The sequence below is a fragment of the Pseudomonas sp. SST3 genome (genome assembly GCF_003325755.1).
On record NZ_QORI02000012.1, the window covers coordinates 162,741 to 179,108 of the forward strand.

Annotated in this window: 15 protein-coding genes and 1 rRNA gene; 11 read left to right on the forward strand and 5 right to left on the reverse strand. The window is 58.6% G+C overall.

Annotated features, from left to right (window positions below; genetic code table 11):
* Positions 1 to 118 precede the first annotated feature (118 nt).
* From DQ405_RS14510 to DQ405_RS14535, 6 genes are all read left to right on the forward strand, one after another.
* Positions 119 to 1,369, forward strand: a complete 1,251-nt coding sequence (locus tag DQ405_RS14510; protein WP_168424865.1) for an ABC transporter substrate-binding protein — start codon at positions 119 to 121, stop codon at positions 1,367 to 1,369.
* Positions 1,370 to 1,533: 164 nt separating this feature from the next.
* Positions 1,534 to 2,442, forward strand: coding sequence for a carbohydrate ABC transporter permease (locus DQ405_RS14515; RefSeq protein WP_168424866.1), 909 nt, complete (start codon positions 1,534 to 1,536; stop codon positions 2,440 to 2,442).
* On the forward strand, positions 2,435 to 3,280 hold the full coding sequence (locus DQ405_RS14520) for a carbohydrate ABC transporter permease (RefSeq protein WP_168424867.1): 846 nt from the start codon (positions 2,435 to 2,437) through the stop codon (positions 3,278 to 3,280). The genes DQ405_RS14515 and DQ405_RS14520 overlap by 8 nt, the downstream gene beginning before the upstream one ends.
* A gap of 9 nt (positions 3,281 to 3,289) precedes the next feature.
* Positions 3,290 to 4,447 carry a sn-glycerol-3-phosphate ABC transporter ATP-binding protein UgpC gene (locus DQ405_RS14525; RefSeq protein WP_168424868.1) on the forward strand — a complete coding sequence of 386 codons (1,158 nt, stop codon included), beginning with the start codon at positions 3,290 to 3,292 and terminating at the stop codon, positions 4,445 to 4,447.
* 218 nt (positions 4,448 to 4,665) lie between these two features.
* Positions 4,666 to 5,889, forward strand: coding sequence for a maltoporin (locus DQ405_RS14530; RefSeq protein WP_168424869.1), 1,224 nt, complete (start codon positions 4,666 to 4,668; stop codon positions 5,887 to 5,889).
* 95 nt (positions 5,890 to 5,984) lie between these two features.
* Positions 5,985 to 6,176, forward strand: coding sequence for a DUF1289 domain-containing protein (locus tag DQ405_RS14535; RefSeq protein ID WP_168424870.1), 192 nt, complete (start codon positions 5,985 to 5,987; stop codon positions 6,174 to 6,176).
* Here the strand turns inward: DQ405_RS14535 and DQ405_RS14540 are convergent, their stop codons facing one another.
* On the reverse strand, positions 6,177 to 7,031 hold the full coding sequence (locus DQ405_RS14540; protein ID WP_174824679.1) for a MurR/RpiR family transcriptional regulator: 855 nt from the start codon (positions 7,029 to 7,031) through the stop codon (positions 6,177 to 6,179).
* A 162-nt stretch (positions 7,032 to 7,193) separates the two neighbouring features.
* Here DQ405_RS14540 and zwf point away from each other — a divergent pair, with 162 nt between their 5' ends.
* From zwf to rluB, 4 genes are all read left to right on the forward strand, one after another.
* Positions 7,194 to 8,663 (forward strand): glucose-6-phosphate dehydrogenase, encoded by a 1,470-nt coding sequence (gene zwf, locus DQ405_RS14545; RefSeq protein WP_168424872.1) that lies wholly within the window; start codon positions 7,194 to 7,196, stop codon positions 8,661 to 8,663.
* Positions 8,650 to 9,363 (forward strand): 6-phosphogluconolactonase, encoded by a 714-nt coding sequence (gene pgl / locus DQ405_RS14550; RefSeq protein WP_168424873.1) that lies wholly within the window; start codon positions 8,650 to 8,652, stop codon positions 9,361 to 9,363. Before zwf ends, pgl begins: the two co-directional genes overlap by 14 nt.
* Positions 9,364 to 9,380: 17 nt before the next feature.
* A complete protein-coding gene (locus tag DQ405_RS14555; protein WP_168424874.1) occupies positions 9,381 to 10,037 on the forward strand; it encodes a bifunctional 4-hydroxy-2-oxoglutarate aldolase/2-dehydro-3-deoxy-phosphogluconate aldolase in 657 nt (218 codons plus the stop codon).
* A 173-nt stretch (positions 10,038 to 10,210) separates the two neighbouring features.
* Positions 10,211 to 11,344: a 23S rRNA pseudouridine(2605) synthase RluB gene (gene rluB, locus DQ405_RS14560; protein ID WP_168424875.1), complete on the forward strand. Its 1,134-nt coding sequence runs from the start codon at positions 10,211 to 10,213 to the stop codon at positions 11,342 to 11,344.
* 157 nt (positions 11,345 to 11,501) lie between these two features.
* Here rluB and DQ405_RS14565 read toward each other — a convergent pair whose 3' ends face one another.
* The 4 genes from DQ405_RS14565 to DQ405_RS14580 form a co-directional block, all read right to left on the reverse strand.
* Positions 11,502 to 12,242, reverse strand: coding sequence for a YciK family oxidoreductase (locus tag DQ405_RS14565; protein ID WP_168424876.1), 741 nt, complete (start codon positions 12,240 to 12,242; stop codon positions 11,502 to 11,504).
* A 70-nt stretch (positions 12,243 to 12,312) separates the two neighbouring features.
* Complete coding sequence (mupP, locus tag DQ405_RS14570) at positions 12,313 to 12,981, reverse strand: N-acetylmuramic acid 6-phosphate phosphatase MupP (protein ID WP_168424877.1); 669 nt, start codon at positions 12,979 to 12,981, stop codon at positions 12,313 to 12,315.
* Positions 12,981 to 13,679, reverse strand: a complete 699-nt coding sequence (gene ubiG / locus DQ405_RS14575) for a bifunctional 2-polyprenyl-6-hydroxyphenol methylase/3-demethylubiquinol 3-O-methyltransferase UbiG (RefSeq protein WP_168424878.1) — start codon at positions 13,677 to 13,679, stop codon at positions 12,981 to 12,983. The genes mupP and ubiG overlap by 1 nt, the downstream gene beginning before the upstream one ends.
* Positions 13,680 to 13,817: 138 nt before the next feature.
* A complete protein-coding gene (locus tag DQ405_RS14580) occupies positions 13,818 to 15,149 on the reverse strand; it encodes a TRZ/ATZ family hydrolase (RefSeq protein WP_168424892.1) in 1,332 nt (443 codons plus the stop codon).
* Between the two features lie 727 nt (positions 15,150 to 15,876).
* Here DQ405_RS14580 and DQ405_RS14590 point away from each other — a divergent pair.
* Positions 15,877 to 16,368: ribosomal RNA gene (locus DQ405_RS14590) — 16S ribosomal RNA — on the forward strand; the annotation flags it as partial.

Below are 16,368 nucleotides of genomic sequence, written 5' to 3' on the forward strand. Positions count from 1 at the left end.
GTAACGAGGCGGTGACTATTCGCTATCCCTTCGTTACCTGCTGCGCCGACTGGCGCGCCTAGAATCGGTGCAACGCAAGCAGAGACTTGCATCGATAACAAAAACAAAAGGAAGACCAATGAACACGATTCATCGTCTGGTTACCGCAGTTTCCCTTGTCTCCCTCGTTCCGTTCGCTCACGCCGGTGAGGTCGAAGTCCTGCATTGGTGGACGTCGGGCGGCGAAAAGCGTGCGGCCGATACGCTGCAGCGGCTCGTCGAAGAGCAGGGGCACACCTGGAAAGATTTCGCCGTAGCTGGCGGCGGTGGCGAGGCCGCGATGACGGTTCTGAAAACGCGCGCCGTGTCTGGCAACGCGCCTGCCGCGGCCCAAATCAAGGGGCCGGATATTCAGGAATGGGGCGAGCTGGGCCTGCTGACCGATCTCAATGACGTAGCCGAAGAAGCCAAGTGGGACGAGCTGTTGCCCAAACAGGTATCCGCCGCGATGAAGTACGACGGCGATTACGTCGCCGTGCCGGTCAATGTGCACCGGGTCAACTGGTTGTGGATCAACCCGGACGTCTTCGAGAAAGCCGGTGCGAAGCCGCCGCAAAGCCTCGACGAATTCTTCGCCGCCGCGGATAAGCTTAAGGCCGCTGGCTTCATGCCCCTGGCCCACGGCGGTCAGCCTTGGCAGGACGGCACCGTGTTCGAGGATTTGGCGTTAGCCATCCTCGGGCCGGAGGATTTTCGCAAGGCATTCGTCGACCTCGATCGTGATGTGCTGACCGGCGAAAAGATGGTCGAGGCGTTCGCTGCTCTGAAAAAGTTGCGTGGGTATGTCGACAACAACGCTGCGGGCCGCGACTGGAACAGCGCGACCGCTATGGTGATGAACGGCAAGGCCGGTATGCAGATCATGGGTGACTGGGCCAAGAGCGAATGGAGCGCGGCCAACAAGATTGCGGGTGACGACTACCAATGCCTTCCTTTTCCCGGAACCCAGGGCAGCTTTGCTTACAACATCGACTCGTTGGCCATGTTCAAACTCAGCAAGGACGAGGATCGCCAGGCTCAGAAGGATCTGGCGCGAACCGTGCTGGAGCCTGAATTTCAACAGTTCTTCAACCAGAATAAGGGCTCGATTCCGGTGCGGCTCGATCAGGATATGACGGAATTTGACGTCTGCGCCCAGCAATCGATGGAAGACTTCAAGTCCGCGGCGCAAGGCCCGGGACTGGTGCCAAGCCTGGCCCATGGCATGGCTGCATCGAGCTACGTTCAGGGCGCTGTTTTCGACGTGGTCACCAATTTCTTCAACGACCCTTCTGCCGATCCGAAAAAGGCGGCGCAGCAATTGGCTGCGGCGATCCAGGCGGTTCAGTAGCGCATTTGGGCCGCTGTCCTCGGCGGCCCTTTTTTATCTCGAACAGCCGATGCCGATACATCGGCTCCAGCGGCCAGTCCACGAACTGGCCGTGACGGGCGAGTCGCGCCTGCTAATAACGACTGGAGCTGCGTTATGGGTCTTGTATGTCCACGGAGCCAAGCATGAGCTCAACGGCCGTCTTCACTAAAACGTCACCGCTGGATGCGTTGCAGAACTGGCTGCCCAAGCTGGTGCTGGCGCCGAGCATGCTGATCGTCCTGGTCGGTTTCTACGGTTACATCTTCTGGACGTTCCTGCTTTCTTTTACCAACTCGCGCTTCATGCCCAGCTACAAATGGGTCGGGCTGCTGCAATACGAGCGCCTCTGGAACAACGATCGCTGGTGGGTCGCGAGCAAGAATCTGCTGGTGTTCGGCAGCTTGTTTATCGCCATCAGTCTTGCCATTGGCGTACTGCTGGCGGTGCTGCTGGATCAGCGTATCCGCCGCGAAGGCTTCATCCGCACCGTTTATCTGTACCCCATGGCGCTGTCGATGATTGTCACCGGTACGGCCTGGAAGTGGCTGCTGAATCCGGGCCTCGGTATCGACAAAATGCTCCGTGACTGGGGCTGGGAAGGGTTTCGCTTCGACTGGTTGGTTGATCCTGATCGCGTCGTTTATTGCTTGGTGATCGCCGCGGTATGGCAGGCCTCGGGATTCGTCATGGCGTTATTTCTGGCGGGATTGCGTGGTGTCGATCAGTCCATCGTGCGGGCTGCGCAGATCGACGGTGCAAGCCTGCCGAGCATCTACCTGCGGATCATCCTGCCGAGTCTACGCCCCGTGTTTTTCAGCGCGTTGATGATCCTCGCGCACATTGCGATCAAGGCCTTCGACCTGGTGGCTGCGATGACCGCCGGTGGGCCGGGGTACGCCTCGGATCTGCCAGCCATGTTCATGTACGCCCACACCTTTACCCGTGGCCAGATGGGGCTCGGCGCCGCCAGTGCGATTCTCATGCTCGGCGCGGTGATGGCGATCGTCGTGCCCTATCTCTACTCGGAATTGAGGAACAAGCGCCATGACTAGCCTTGTAGGACGCAAGCGCCTGACGTTCAGCCGGATTGCGATCTACGCGACGCTGCTGGCCGCGGTCGCGATGTATCTGGTACCGCTGGTGGTCATGCTGCTGACCAGCTTCAAGACGCCCGAAGACATCCGTACCGGCAACCTGCTGTCCTGGCCGGATGTGATGACGGTGATTGGCTGGATCAAGGCTTGGGACGCGGTGGGTGGTTACTTCTGGAACTCGGTAAAGATCACTGTGCCGGCTGTCATCATTTCCACGCTACTCGGTGCGCTAAACGGCTATGTATTGGCCATGTGGCGCTTTCCGGGTTCGCAGCTGTTCTTCGGGCTGCTGCTATTCGGCTGCTTCCTGCCGTTCCAGGTCATTCTGCTACCGGCATCCTTTACCCTTGGCCAGCTCGGCCTGGCCAACACTACGCCGGGGCTGGTGCTGGTACATCTGGTCTACGGCCTGGCCTTCACCACGCTGTTCTTTCGCAACTTCTACGTCAGCGTGCCGGACGCCTTGATTCGCGCCGCGCGGCTCGATGGGGCAGGGTTCTTCACGATCTTCGCGAAGATTCTGCTGCCCATGTCGATCCCGACCATCATGGTCTGCCTGATCTGGCAGTTCACTCAGATATGGAATGACTTTCTGTTCGGCGTGGTGTTCGCCAGCGGCGATACCCAGCCAATCACCGTGGCGCTGAACAACCTGGTCAACACCAGCACGGGCGCCAAGGAATACAACGTCGACATGGCTGCGGCGATGATCGCCGGGCTGCCAACGCTGGTGGTGTACATCCTCGCCGGTAAATATTTCCTGCGCGGGCTCACAGCCGGCGCGGTCAAGGGTTAGGAGAAGACTGTGGCTGCACTTGAACTCTGTAACGTTCGCAAGAGCTACCCGGGCAGCGCCCATGACACCCTGAAGGACATCGATCTGAAGATCGACGATGGGGAGTTCCTGATTCTCGTCGGGCCATCTGGATGCGGAAAATCAACGCTGATGAATTGCATCGCCGGGCTCGAGGAAATCACCGGCGGGGAGATTCGTGTCGATGGCGCTGATATCAGTGCCGCCAGTCCAAAGGATCGGGACATCGCCATGGTGTTTCAGTCCTACGCGCTGTACCCGACCATGACTGTGCAGGAAAACATCGCCTTTGGGCTGAAGATGCGCAAGGTGGCCGCCGCCAAGATCGAGGAAGAGGTGTCCCGAGTCGCCCAGTTGCTGCAGATCGAGCATCTGCTGGGGCGTAAGCCTTCGCAGCTATCGGGTGGCCAGCAGCAACGAGTCGCCATGGGGCGAGCGCTGGCGCGGCGGCCGAAGATTTATCTATTCGACGAGCCGTTGTCGAATCTCGACGCCAAGTTGCGGGTGGAGATGCGCACCGAAATCAAACTGATGCATCAACGGCTGAAAACTACGACGGTCTACGTTACTCACGATCAGATCGAGGCGATGACCCTGGGCGACAAGGTTGCGGTAATGAAGGACGGCATCGTCCAGCAATTCGGCACCCCGAAAGACATCTACAACAGTCCGGCCAACCTCTTCGTGGCGAGCTTTATCGGTTCGCCACCGATGAATTTCATACCGCTGCGCCTGACCAAACAGGTTGGCGGTTGGCATGCCTTGCTCGATAGCGGTCAAGACCGCTGCGAGCTGCCGCTTAATCTCGCGCACGGCGAGTCGCTGGAGGGGCGTGAGGTGATGCTAGGCATTCGTCCCGAGCAGATCGGCATCGGTACCGATGGCGATTTGCCGTCGCTGCGGGCCGAGGTGCAGGTCACCGAGCCGACCGGGCCAGATACCATGATTTTCGTCAGCCTCAACCAGACCAAGGTGTGCTGTCGCCTAGCGCCGGACGCCGCACCCAATCCCGGCCAGACGCTGACGCTGCAGTTCGAGCCGGACAAGGTCCTGCTGTTCGACGCTCAGACCGGCGAGCGGCTGGGTGTCCGGCCTGGTAATGGTTCGGCGGGGCGTAACGGCACTGTGACGCGGCTGGTTGCCCGTTGACTGCTGGGTGGGAAAAAGGCCCGGTGGCGGGGTGTCTGCGTACCGGCGTCGAGCTTGTTTGAGTGTTATTGATGGTCTGGTTACAGCGGTTGCGGCGAACGCCGCTGGCCGCGACAAGACGAACCGCAGCACGCATGGCGCTGCGTGCGGGTCGTAAAGGAGAGCCTATCGGCTCGATCCAACGGCAGTAACAACAATAAGAGCTAATTGGAGCGGATATGAAAAAAACCACACGCCTGGGCCTCGCGGTATCGCTGGCGAGTCTTGCCATGCCATTCACCGTTCAGGCATTGGATTTCAATGGTTACGTGCGCAGCGGCGTAGGCGAGTCGAGCGGAAGCGCTTCGCAAGCCTGTTTCCAGCTGCCGGGCGCGCCTTCCAAGTTTCGTCTCGGCAATGAGTGCGAGCAGTACGCGGAGCTGGGCTTGCGCCACGACTTGTTTACGCTGAGTGATGGTTCGGTTGTGAGCCTTGAGGGAATGGCGGCGCTTTACAACGAGTACGATCACACGCCGAAATTCACCGGTGACCACGGTTGGGCGCGCATGGTCCAGGCCTATGCCGAGTGGAGCAAGGTCCCGGCGCTTAACGGTGGTTCGTTGTGGGCAGGGCGGCGCTTCTACAAGCGGAACGATATCCATATCTCCGACTTCTACTACTGGAACCAGAGCGCCACCGGGGCCGGCATCGAGGACATGGAAATCGGTGGGCTGAAATACAGCTATGCATTCTCACGCAAGGACAACGTTTTCCAGGAAAACTACATCAATCGCCACGACTTCAACGTCGGGGGCTTTGATAGCAACCCCGGCGGCGAACTGGAATTCGGGGTTAGCTATATCGACGAGCCGGATCGCGACAACGCTAACAGTGGCTGGGCTGTTACAGCCCAGCACAAGCAGATCGGCTTCCTTGGCGGCAGCAATACCTTCGCTGTCCAGTATGGTGAGGGGCCGGGTACCGGCCTCGGCTATACCGGCGACGTGACCTTGGGCAGCAGCGATACGAGCTGGCGAGTTGTCGAGTACTTCGATTGGCAGGTCACGCCACGTTTCGGTGGCCAGATCCAGGCGGTGTATCAGAAAGACAAGCGCCAGGATGGCGGAGATCAGGATTGGATCTCGGTAGGGGTGCGTCCAGTCTATGCGCTGACCGAGCAGTTCAAGCTGGTCGCTGAGGTCGGACATGACCAGATCGATGCACCGGAAGGCACCCGCAAATTAACCAAGTTCACCGTGGCGCCGACCTGGTCGCCGGCAGGTCCCGAGTTCTGGTCGCGTCCGGAGGTGCGCCTGTACTACACCTACGCTCAGTGGAACGACGCGGCTCAGGATGCGGCAAACCTGATGGCAGCCGGCAGTGCGCTGTCCGATACCGGTGCTTTCGGTGGCGACCAGCATGGCTCGAACTTCGGCGTGCAGGTGGAATATTGGTGGGACTGATCGAGCCAATAGCCTAATTGCGCTAGAACCTCCGGGCGAAGAGGACCTCTACTTAGCCAGGGCGGTAGGGTCCTCAAGCTGAACCGGAGGTGGTTTTGGGCGACAAGGCAAAGAACCCGTGCATCAGCATCTGCAAGCTCAAGGACGACGTCTGTATCGGCTGCGGGCGTAGCCGGGATGAAATGAAGAGCTGGAAGGGCATGAAGAACAAGGAGCGCAAGGCGGTCAACGAACAGGCCGCCTTGCGACTCAAGGCTTTGGGCAAGGCAAGGAAGAAAAAGAAGTGATTAACTCTCTTCGTTCGGATAGCGGGTGGCCATCAGACTCTCCTTGATTTTGCGTAGATGCGGCTGGAAGTCGACACCGCGGCGCAGAGTGACGCCAGCGGCCAGCGCATCGAGCACTGTCAGCTGAATGATCCGCGAAGTCATCGGCATATAGATATCGGTGTCTTCGGGCAGGGGTATGTCCAGACTCAGCGTGCAGACCCTGGCCAGCGGAGAATCCGCGGCGGTCAGCCCCAACACCGAAGCCCCGTTGTCGCGTGCCATTGCCGCCGCCTCGACCAGTTCGCGGGTGCGCCCAGTGTAAGAGATGATCACGAACAGATCGCCGGTGTGGGCGACCGATGCGAGCATTCGCTGCATGAGCACGTCGCTGTGGGCGGTGACCGGCAGGTTGAAACGAAAAAATTTGTGTTGGGCATCCAGCGCGACCGACGCAGAAGCGCCAAGGCCGAAAAAATGAATCTGCCGTGCCTGAATCATCAGATCCACCGCATGACTGATCACTTGTGGATCGATGGCCTGACAGGCGCTATCGAGCGAGGCAATGGCGCTGCCGAAGATTTTGCGCGTATAGGCCTCGGGGCCGTCATCAGCTTCGACGGCGCGACTGACATAGGCCGCGCCACTGGCCAGACTCTGAGCCAGCTGTATTTTGAGAACGGGATAACCGGCCGCACCGAATGAGCGGCAGAAGCGGTTGACGGTCGGTTCGCTGACTTTGGCGGCCTGCGCCAACGCAGCGATGCTGTAGCGCGTCGCCTGCTGCGGATCGCTCAGTATCGCCTCCGCGACTTTCTTTTCCGCTTTATTCAGCTCGTCGAGCCGATTTTTTATCTGTTCCAAGAGATTTTTCATGCGATCCATGTCTCTTCTTTGCAAGGGCCTGCGTCTGCGGCGGTCGTTGACCGTCGGTTCGAGACGCAAAAAATCAGGATATGTTGTTTTAATAACAACATTATGTGCTTAAACTGCACAAACAAATCTGTCATGCAGCTTAATTTGGTTAGTAATTAAAATATGCCTGCTATCACCGTTGACGCGACTACCTTTGCTTTGTTCGGCGCCTTGGGCGATCTGGCGCTGCGCAAGCTATTCCCCGCACTTTACCAGCTGGATCGAGCGGGACTCCTCAATAGCGACACGCGCATATTGGCGCTTTCCCGCGATAAAGGAGAGCCTTCTGCTCACCTGGACCGGATCGACCAGGCGTTGCGCCGGTATATCCCCGCCGCTCAGTTGGATGAAGCGGCGCTTGCGCGGTTTCAGGCGCGGCTGGAATACCTGACCATGGACTTCCGCAACGCACAAGATTACGCGGCTCTGGCAGAGACGGTGTCGTCTGGGATGCCGCTGATTGCTTATTTCGCCACGCCTGCCTCTGTTTACGGATCGATCTGTGAGCACCTTGCGGCGGTGGAGCTGGCCGAGCAGACACGCGTCGTGTTGGAAAAGCCGATTGGCCACGATCTGGAGTCTTCACGGCTCGTCAATGACGCGGTCGCTCAGTATTTTCCTGAGACGCGGATTTACCGGATAGATCACTATCTCGGCAAGGAGACGGTACAGAACCTCATCGCGCTGCGCTTCGCCAACAGTCTGTTCGAGACACAGTGGAATCAGCACCACATTTCGCATGTTGAGATAACCGTTGCCGAGACCGTCGGCATCGAAGGGCGCTGGGGGTATTTCGATCAGGCGGGTCAGCTGCGCGACATGATCCAGAATCATCTGTTGCAGCTGTTGTGCCTGATCGCGATGGACCCACCGAGCGACCTCACCGCCGATAGCATTCGCGACGAGAAAGTCAAAGTGCTCAAGGCGCTGGCGCCGATCACGCCAGAGCGTCTCGGTCAGCAGGTGGTACGCGGCCAATACGTGGCCGGGTCGGTCGGTGGCAAGGCTGTTCCCGGGTATCTGGAGGAAGAGAACTCCAATGCCGAAAGCAGCACCGAGACGTTCGTCGCGCTGCGTGCCGACATCTGCAACTGGCGCTGGTCAGGTGTGCCGTTCTATTTGCGGACCGGCAAGCGCATGGCCGAGAAGGTCTCGCAGATCGTCATCCATTTCAAAGAGCCGCCGTTTTATATTTTCGCGCCTGAGCAGCGTTCGCTGATCAGTAACCGATTGATCATTCGCCTGCAGCCGGACGAGGGGATCTCATTGCAGGTGATGACCAAGGAACAGGGGCTCGACAAGGGCATGCACCTTCGCAGTGGGCCGTTGCAGCTGAACTTTTCCGAAACCTACAAAAGCTCGCGTATCCCTGATGCCTATGAACGTCTGTTGCTCGAGGTGATGCAGGGCAATCAGAACCTGTTCGTACGCAAGGATGAAATCGAATACGCCTGGAAATGGTGTGATCAGCTTATCGATGGCTGGTCACGCCTCGGTGATGCGCCGAAGCCCTATCCCGCCGGATCCTGGGGGCCGGTCGCGTCTATTGCCTTGATTACACGTGATGGGAGGTCCTGGTATGGCGATCTCTGAACTTGAATTACCGTCAGACGTGGTCGCGCACAGCCTGCCGGGGCCGGATCAGTTGGCCGGGGCGCTGGCTGATCGCGTCGCCGAGGCGCTGAACTATGCGATCGCCACCCATGGCCGAGCGAGTTTGGTGGTATCTGGCGGGCGCAGCCCGATTGCCTTTCTGGAGGCGTTATCAACGCGCCAACTGGACTGGGCGAGAGTGCAGGTGAGCCTTGCTGATGAGCGCTGGGTAGATGTGAATGACCCCGACAGCAATGAAGGCCTGGTGCGCCGGCATTTGTTACAGAACGCTGCGGTCGATGCGCAGCTGCTCGGCCTTTACCAGTCCGCCAAAACTCTGGCGCAGGCAGCCGAGTTGGCAAGCCAGCGGCTGGGAGGCCTCACTCAGCCGATCGACGTGTTGGTACTTGGCATGGGCAACGACGGGCACACGGCTTCGCTGTTCCCGAACAGTCCGCTGCTGGCACATGGGCTCGCCAATGATGGGACTGCTCGTTGCCTTCCAATGCTGGCGCCCACGCCTCCCGAACAGCGCATCAGCTTGACCTATCCATTGCTGGCGTCCGCCCGGGTCCAGTGCCTGGCGATTCAGGGCTCGGCCAAGCTGGAAACGCTGCGTCAGGCAATGCAGCTCGACCCGTTGCAGATGCCCATTCGCGCATTCTTACATTCCCCGTTAGAGATCTATTGGTGCCCGTGAGGCCCGAGGACTTTTCCATGACCATGGACCAGAAAAACGCACTGATCGAAAAGATCTGTACCGAAGCTCGTATCCTTCCCGTCATCACCATAGGCAGCGAGGATCAGATCCTGCCGTTAGCTGATGCGCTTGCCGCTGGTGGGCTGACGGCCCTGGAAATCACGTTGCGCTCAGCACACGGTCTCACCGCGATCCGTCGCTTGCGCAAAGAGCGGCCTGAGCTCTGTGTCGGCGCCGGTACGGTGCTCGACAAGCGCATGATGGACGAGGTCGAAGCGGCGGGCGCGCAGTTCATTGTCTCGCCGGGCTGCACGGACGAGCTGTTGCGAGCCGGCGTGAACAGTTCGGTGCCGTTGTTGGCCGGCATCAGTAACGCATCCGACATCATGCGCGGCTACGCACTCGGCTACCGGCGCTTCAAGCTGTTTCCTGCCGAGGTGTGTGGGGGTGTTGCGGCTATCAAGGCCCTCGGCGGCCCGTTTGCCGATGTGCGTTTCTGCCCGACCGGTGGGGTCAACGCCGGCAATGCGGCGCAGTATTTGGCGCTCCCTAACGTGATGTGTGTTGGCGGCACCTGGATGATCGACGGCGCGGCACTCAAGAACGGCGACTGGGCCAGCATTCAGCAAGCCACGGCTGATGCGTTGGCGGCGCTGGACCAGCGTCGAGCATAAACAAACTGGTGCGCCGCGCTCGCGCGGTTCAGGCTGCTAACCTGCCTAGGGCCTATTCCGGTTTTTATCGCAAGCTGTGAACAAAACCGGAACAGGCCTTAGTGCTTTGGCGGACCGGTCCGCGTATAGTGCGCGGCCTTTCTATCGGAACTGCCACACCGGGAGGTGCCCAGATGACCGAACACGAAGATACAACCCCTCATATTGCCCACGGCGAAAAGCTACAGAAGGTTTTGGCCCGTATTGGCCTAGCCTCGCGCCGCGACGTGGAAAACTGGATAGCCGCTGGTCGGGTCAAGGTCAACGGCGCCCTCGCAACCCTCGGCCAACGTGTCGATCTGCATGATGCGATCGCTGTCGACGGCCGGCTTCTCAAGCGCGAAGAAGCCGCTGAAGTGGTCCGCCGCGTGTTGATCTACAACAAGCCGGATGGCGAGATTTGCACCCGTGACGATCCTGAGGGCCGCCCGACGGTATTCGATCGTTTGCCTCGCCCGAAAGAGGGGCGGTGGATCAACATCGGCCGGCTCGATATCAACACCACCGGTCTGCTGCTGTTCACCACCGATGGTGAGCTGGCCAACCGCCTGATGCATCCTTCTTACGAGATGGATCGTGAATACGCAGTACGGGTACGTGGCGAGGTCGACGATGAAATGATCGAGCGGCTGAAAACAGGCGTCATGCTCGAAGACGGACCGGCACGTTTCACCGATATCCAGCAAGCGCCCGGCGGTGAGGGCTTCAACCATTGGTACCACTGCGTGGTGATGGAAGGCCGTAACCGTGAGGTGCGCCGTCTTTGGGAATCGCAGGGGCTCGTCGTCAGTCGACTGAAGCGTGTACGGTTCGGGCCGGTATTCATGACTTCGGACTTGCCGATGGGGCGCTGGCGCGAGATGTCCCAGAGCGAAGTCGACATCCTCAGCGAGGAGGTCGGGCTCAAGCCGGTGGCATTGCCTGGCATGAAGGCGAAGACCAAGGACAAGCTCGACCGTATGCAGCGCAAGGTGGCCAAGCCTATCGGACGCGGCGAGCGTCGCCCGCGGGTGCTTCGTTCGGCTCATGAAGCGGACGCGCCAAATGGTGGCAACAAAGGCCGCCGTTCGCACGACGATCAGCCCGCGCGCACGCCGCGTGATGCCGATGAGCGCAGCAAGCCTGGTCGCGGCACACCAGTGGCAGAGCGGCCGAGCACTGTCGGTCGTAACCGTGGCAAGCCATCGCCGGCCAAGCGCAGCGGTCCGCCAGCGTCCGACGGGCAGCGTCCCGGTTTCGGGCGCGGTGACCGCTCCAAGCGCCCCTGAAGGCAGAGCGTGAAAGGATAAAAGAGGGCGAGGCCGTAATGGCTTCGCCCTTTTTACTTGGTTATCTCGTGGGGCTGAACGTGATACCCAGACGGCACCAGTTTGGCGTGCTTGCCGTCGCGATGGTGCAGGTAAATCAGGCTTTACGGCAGGCAGATTACTGGGCGTCCAGCGCTTGTCCGTTAATGCCGGCACTGTCCGGCCCCATCAGGTAGAGATAGACCGGCATGATGTCTGCCGGTAGCGGGTTGTTCGCTGGGTTCTCGCCGGGGTAGGCTTTCGCGCGCATATCCGTACGTGTAGCCCCAGGGTTGATGCTGTTGCTACGTACCGGGGCGCTACCGTCAAGCTCGTCTGCCAATACCTGCATCAGGCCTTCGGCTGCGAACTTCGATACAGCGTAGGCACCCCAGTAGGCTCGGCCTCTCCGTCCCACGCTGCTCGATGTGAAAATCACCGAGGCGTCATCGGATAGCTTGAGTAGCGGTAGCAGCGTACTGGTGAGCATAAAAGCCGCGTTGACGTTCACTTGCATGACGCGCATGAAGTTATCGCCAGACAATTGTTCGATAGGCGTGCGTGGACCAACGATACCTGCATTGTGTAACACCCCGTCCAGTCGTCCGAATTCACGCTCGACAGTTGCTGCAAGCTCGTCGTATTGATGCGGCAGTGCTGTTTCCAGATTGAACGGAATCACCGCTGGTTGAGGCCAGCCGGCAGCTTCAATCTCGTCATATACCCTATTGAGGTTGTCCTCGCTTTTGCCCAGCAGCAGCACAGTTGCACCGTGTGCTGCGTAGGCTTTGGCTGCGGCCTCGCCAATTCCGCGGCCTGCACCGGTGACCATGATGATCCGATTATTAAGCAGATCGGGGCGGGCTGAGTACTCGAACATCTGACGCCTCATATTCAAAGCGTGGGCATAACCCACCAATGGTTATCGTAAAAGAGTGGCAAGTGGCGGGCTATCTCAAGCTGCTCGATTCCAGCAAGGCTCGCAATTCAAGGGGATGATCGATGACGAGATCTGCTCCCCACGTATCTGGATTGTCATCGGGGTGGATGTATCCATAGCGCACTGCCGCCGTTCGGCTGCCAGCTGCACGTCCCGATTCGATATCGCGCAGGTCATCGCCCACGAACAACACAGTCGACGGGTCGAGGTCTAGCTGGCTGCAAGCCAAGAGCATCGGTTCCGGATCGGGTTTGCTCTTGCTGACGTGATCGGGGCAGACCAGCACCGCAGAGCGCGATGCGAGACCCAGCTGATGCATGATCGGCTCGGCGAAACGCAACGGTTTGTTAGTGACCACGCCCCAGATCAGGTTCGCCTTCTCGATTTCGGCCAGCAGTTCCGCCATTCCGCCATACAGCTGGCTTTCAACCGCACAATGGCGCTGATAGCGGTCCAGGAATTCCAGGCGCAGCGTTTCGAATTCTTCTGACAGAGGGTCGACATCGAACGCGCTGAGCACCATCGCCCGAGCTCCGCCGGAAACCACGTCGCGTACTTGCTGGTCCAGAACGCGATCAAGGCCGCGGGCCAGACGCATGGCCTGGGCCACGGCGATGAAATCTGGAGCGGTATCGAGAAGCGTACCGTCCATATCGAACAACACAGCTCGCAGACGCATTAGGCCTCCCGACGCGTCTGGATCATGTAGTTGACATCCACATCCGGTGACAGCTTGTAGTGTTTCGTCAGTGGGTTATATGTCAGGCCGACAATGTCGTTGACCGCAAGCCCGACCTCTCGGCTCCAGCTGCCGAGTTCCGACGGGCGAATGAACTTTCGATAGTCGTGGGTACCGCGGGGCAATAGCTGCAGGAGATACTCTGCACCAACGATGGCGAATGCGTAAGCCTTCGGGTTGCGGTTGATGGTGGAGAAAAACACCTGCCCGCCAGGCTTCACCATCTTGTAGCAAGCGCGGATAACCGACGCGGGGTCGGGCACATGTTCAAGCATTTCCAGGCAGGTCACGACATCGAATTGCTCCGGGGCCTCGTCGGCCAACGCCTCGGCAGTGATCTGGCGATAGTCGATTTCCAGCCCAGACTCGAGCAAATGCAGCCGAGCAACGGATAAAGGGGCTTCGCCCATGTCGATGCCGGTCACCGTAGCGCCACGCTGGGCCATGGCCTCACTGAGAATTCCGCCGCCGCAACCCACGTCCAAAACTTTCTTGCCGGCCAGCGAAACGTGTTCGTCGATCCAGTTGACCCGTAGCGGATTGATCTCATGCAGGGGCTTGAATTCGCTTTCGCGGTCCCACCAGCGATGGGCAAGGGCTTCGAATTTGGCTATTTCGGCGTGGTCGACGTTGCTCATGATCTGTTCCGTTTGAAAGCTTGAGGGAGAAGCTTGAGCTGCAAATGCTCATGTTGCCAGCTTCTGTCAGACGAAGAGGCTTTGGTGAAGCGCTTCGTGTACGTCAGTTTGTTGCAGCACCGCATGAGCGGTGCTCGTTTAATGTTTAGCGCCGATCTTCTCCCCCCAAGCCTTGGCTGTGGCAATGAGGTGCTCTTCATCCATACGGATCAGTTGACGATCATCGACCAGTTGCTTGCCGCCCACCCATACATGGCGTACACAATCTCGACCGCTGGAGTAGATCAGTTGGGAGACAGGATCGTAGACGGGCTGTTGCCCAAGGCGTGATAAATCGAATGCCACCATGTCTGCGAATTTTCCGATCTCCAATGATCCGGTGTGATCGTCCAGTCCGAGGGCGCGAGCGCCATTGAGCGTTGCCATGCGTAACGCGCGATGGGCATCGAGAGCCGTCGCCGATCCTGCGACGGCTTTGGCAAGCAGGGCGGCGGTTCGGGTTTCGCCCAGTAAGTCGAGGTCGTTATTGCTGGCTGCGCCGTCGGTTCCTATGGCGACATTGACGCCGGCTTCCCACAAGCGCTGGACGGGACAGAATCCGCTCGCCAGCTTCAAATTGGATTCGGGGCAATGAATGACGCTGCAGTTGTGCTCGACCAGAAGGGCGATGTCTTCGTCACATACCTGCGTCATATGAACGGCCTGGAATCGGGGGCCTAGGAGCTGCAGACGAGCCAAACGGGCCAGCGGGCGCTCGCCATGCTTGCTCAGCGCTTCCTCAACTTCGTGCGCCGTTTCGTGAACATGCATATGAATGCCGATATCCATCTCCGCGACGAGTGTGCGAATGCTCTCCAGCTTATCGTCGGCTACGGAATATGGGGCATGCGGCCCGAAGGCAATGCTCAGCCGCGGATGATGTTTGAGGTCGTCGAATAATGCGACACCTTTGCGAAGCGCTTCATCGGCGTCGCGAGCGCCTGGAATAGGGAAGTCTAGAATCGGAATCGTTATCTGTGCCCTTATTCCATGCTTATGCACAAGCTGACTGACTACCTCTGGGAAGAAGTACATATCCGAGAAGCAGGTGATGCCACTCTGCAGCTGCTCTGCGATTGCCAGTTCGCTCCCGACTTTTACGAACGCTTCGTCGACCCACCTGCCTTCCGCTGGCCAAATATGCTCACGGAGCCAGGTCATCAGTGGCAGGTCGTCGGCCAGTCCGCGAAACAAGGTCATGGCGGCGTGCCCATGAGCATTGACAAGCCCTGGGGCCAGGAGCATTCCGGTGAGGTCCCTTGTTTCGCGGGCAATGTATTGAGCTGCCTCCTCGCGAGGAGCTATTAGCACGATGCGCCCGTCACGGATGCCCAATGCATGGTTCTTCAGGACAACACCGGCTGGCTCGACTGGGACGAGCCAAGTAGGAAGCAGTAAGAGGTCGAGCGGATCGGCAGGTTTATGCGGCATTTGGGTCATCGGGCGATCTAAAGTAGGGCCCAGTGTAAAGCCTGTCGAACGCACTTTGAAGAAAGCCGGAGGAAACTCTACCACCAGCAAACTGGGTAGGCCTATATATGTGAACCTCTATATGCACGTACGTAGCCATTTGCGTCTGTGGAGAAAACTGAAAACAACCGTTGACGTGGTTTTCTGAGCACCTATAATGCGCACCTTCTCCGGCGCAGGCCTTTGGCGAAACCTCTTGTAAATCAAGAAGTTAGCGAAATAAAAGGCTTGCGCGGAGGGCGGATTCGAGTAGAATGCGCCGGGCTGACAGGGTGGTGGTTTTGCGCTGTTGGTGGCTCTGGTCAGGTTGATTGGAAGCGGTTGAAAGAGGTGGTTGACAGCGGTTTTGGACGCTGTATGATTCGCCTCCCGCTGACGAGAGACGCTAGGTTGATCGGAAGCGCAAGCGGTTGAGAAGAAAGAAAAACTTCTTCAAAAACAGCTTGACGAGACACAAGGCTGCTGTAGAATGCGCGGCCTCGGTTGAGACGAAAGACTTGATCGAAACGCTCTTTAACAACTGAATCAAGCAATTCGTGTGGGTGCTTGTGAGGTAAGACTGGTGGTCAGCAAGATTATCAGCATCACAATGTACTTAACGAGAAATCATTGAGTGCTCTTCTTTTAGGAGAAGAGATTTGCGATTGCTGAGCCAAGTTTAGGGTTTTCTCAAAACCCAAGCAGTATTGAACTGAAGAGTTTGATCATGGCTCAGATTGAACGCTGGCGGCAGGCCTAACACATGCAAGTCGAGCGGATGAAGAGAGCTTGCTCTCTGATTCAGCGGCGGACGGGTGAGTAATGCCTAGGAATCTGCCTGGTAGTGGGGGACAACGTTTCGAAAGGAACGCTAATACCGCATACGTCCTACGGGAGAAAGCAGGGGACCTTCGGGCCTTGCGCTATCAGATGAGCCTAGGTCGGATTAGCTAGTTGGTGAGGTAATGGCTCACCAAGGCGACGATCCGTAACTGGTCTGAGAGGATGATCAGTCACACTGGAACTGAGACACGGTCCAGACTCCTACGGGAGGCAGCAGTGGGGAATATTGGACAATGGGCGAAAGCCTGATCCAGCCATGCCGCGTGTGTGAAGAAGGTCTTCGGATTGTAAAGCACTTTAAGTTGGGAGGAAGGGCAGTAAGCTAATACCTTGCTGTTTTGACGTTACCGACAGAATA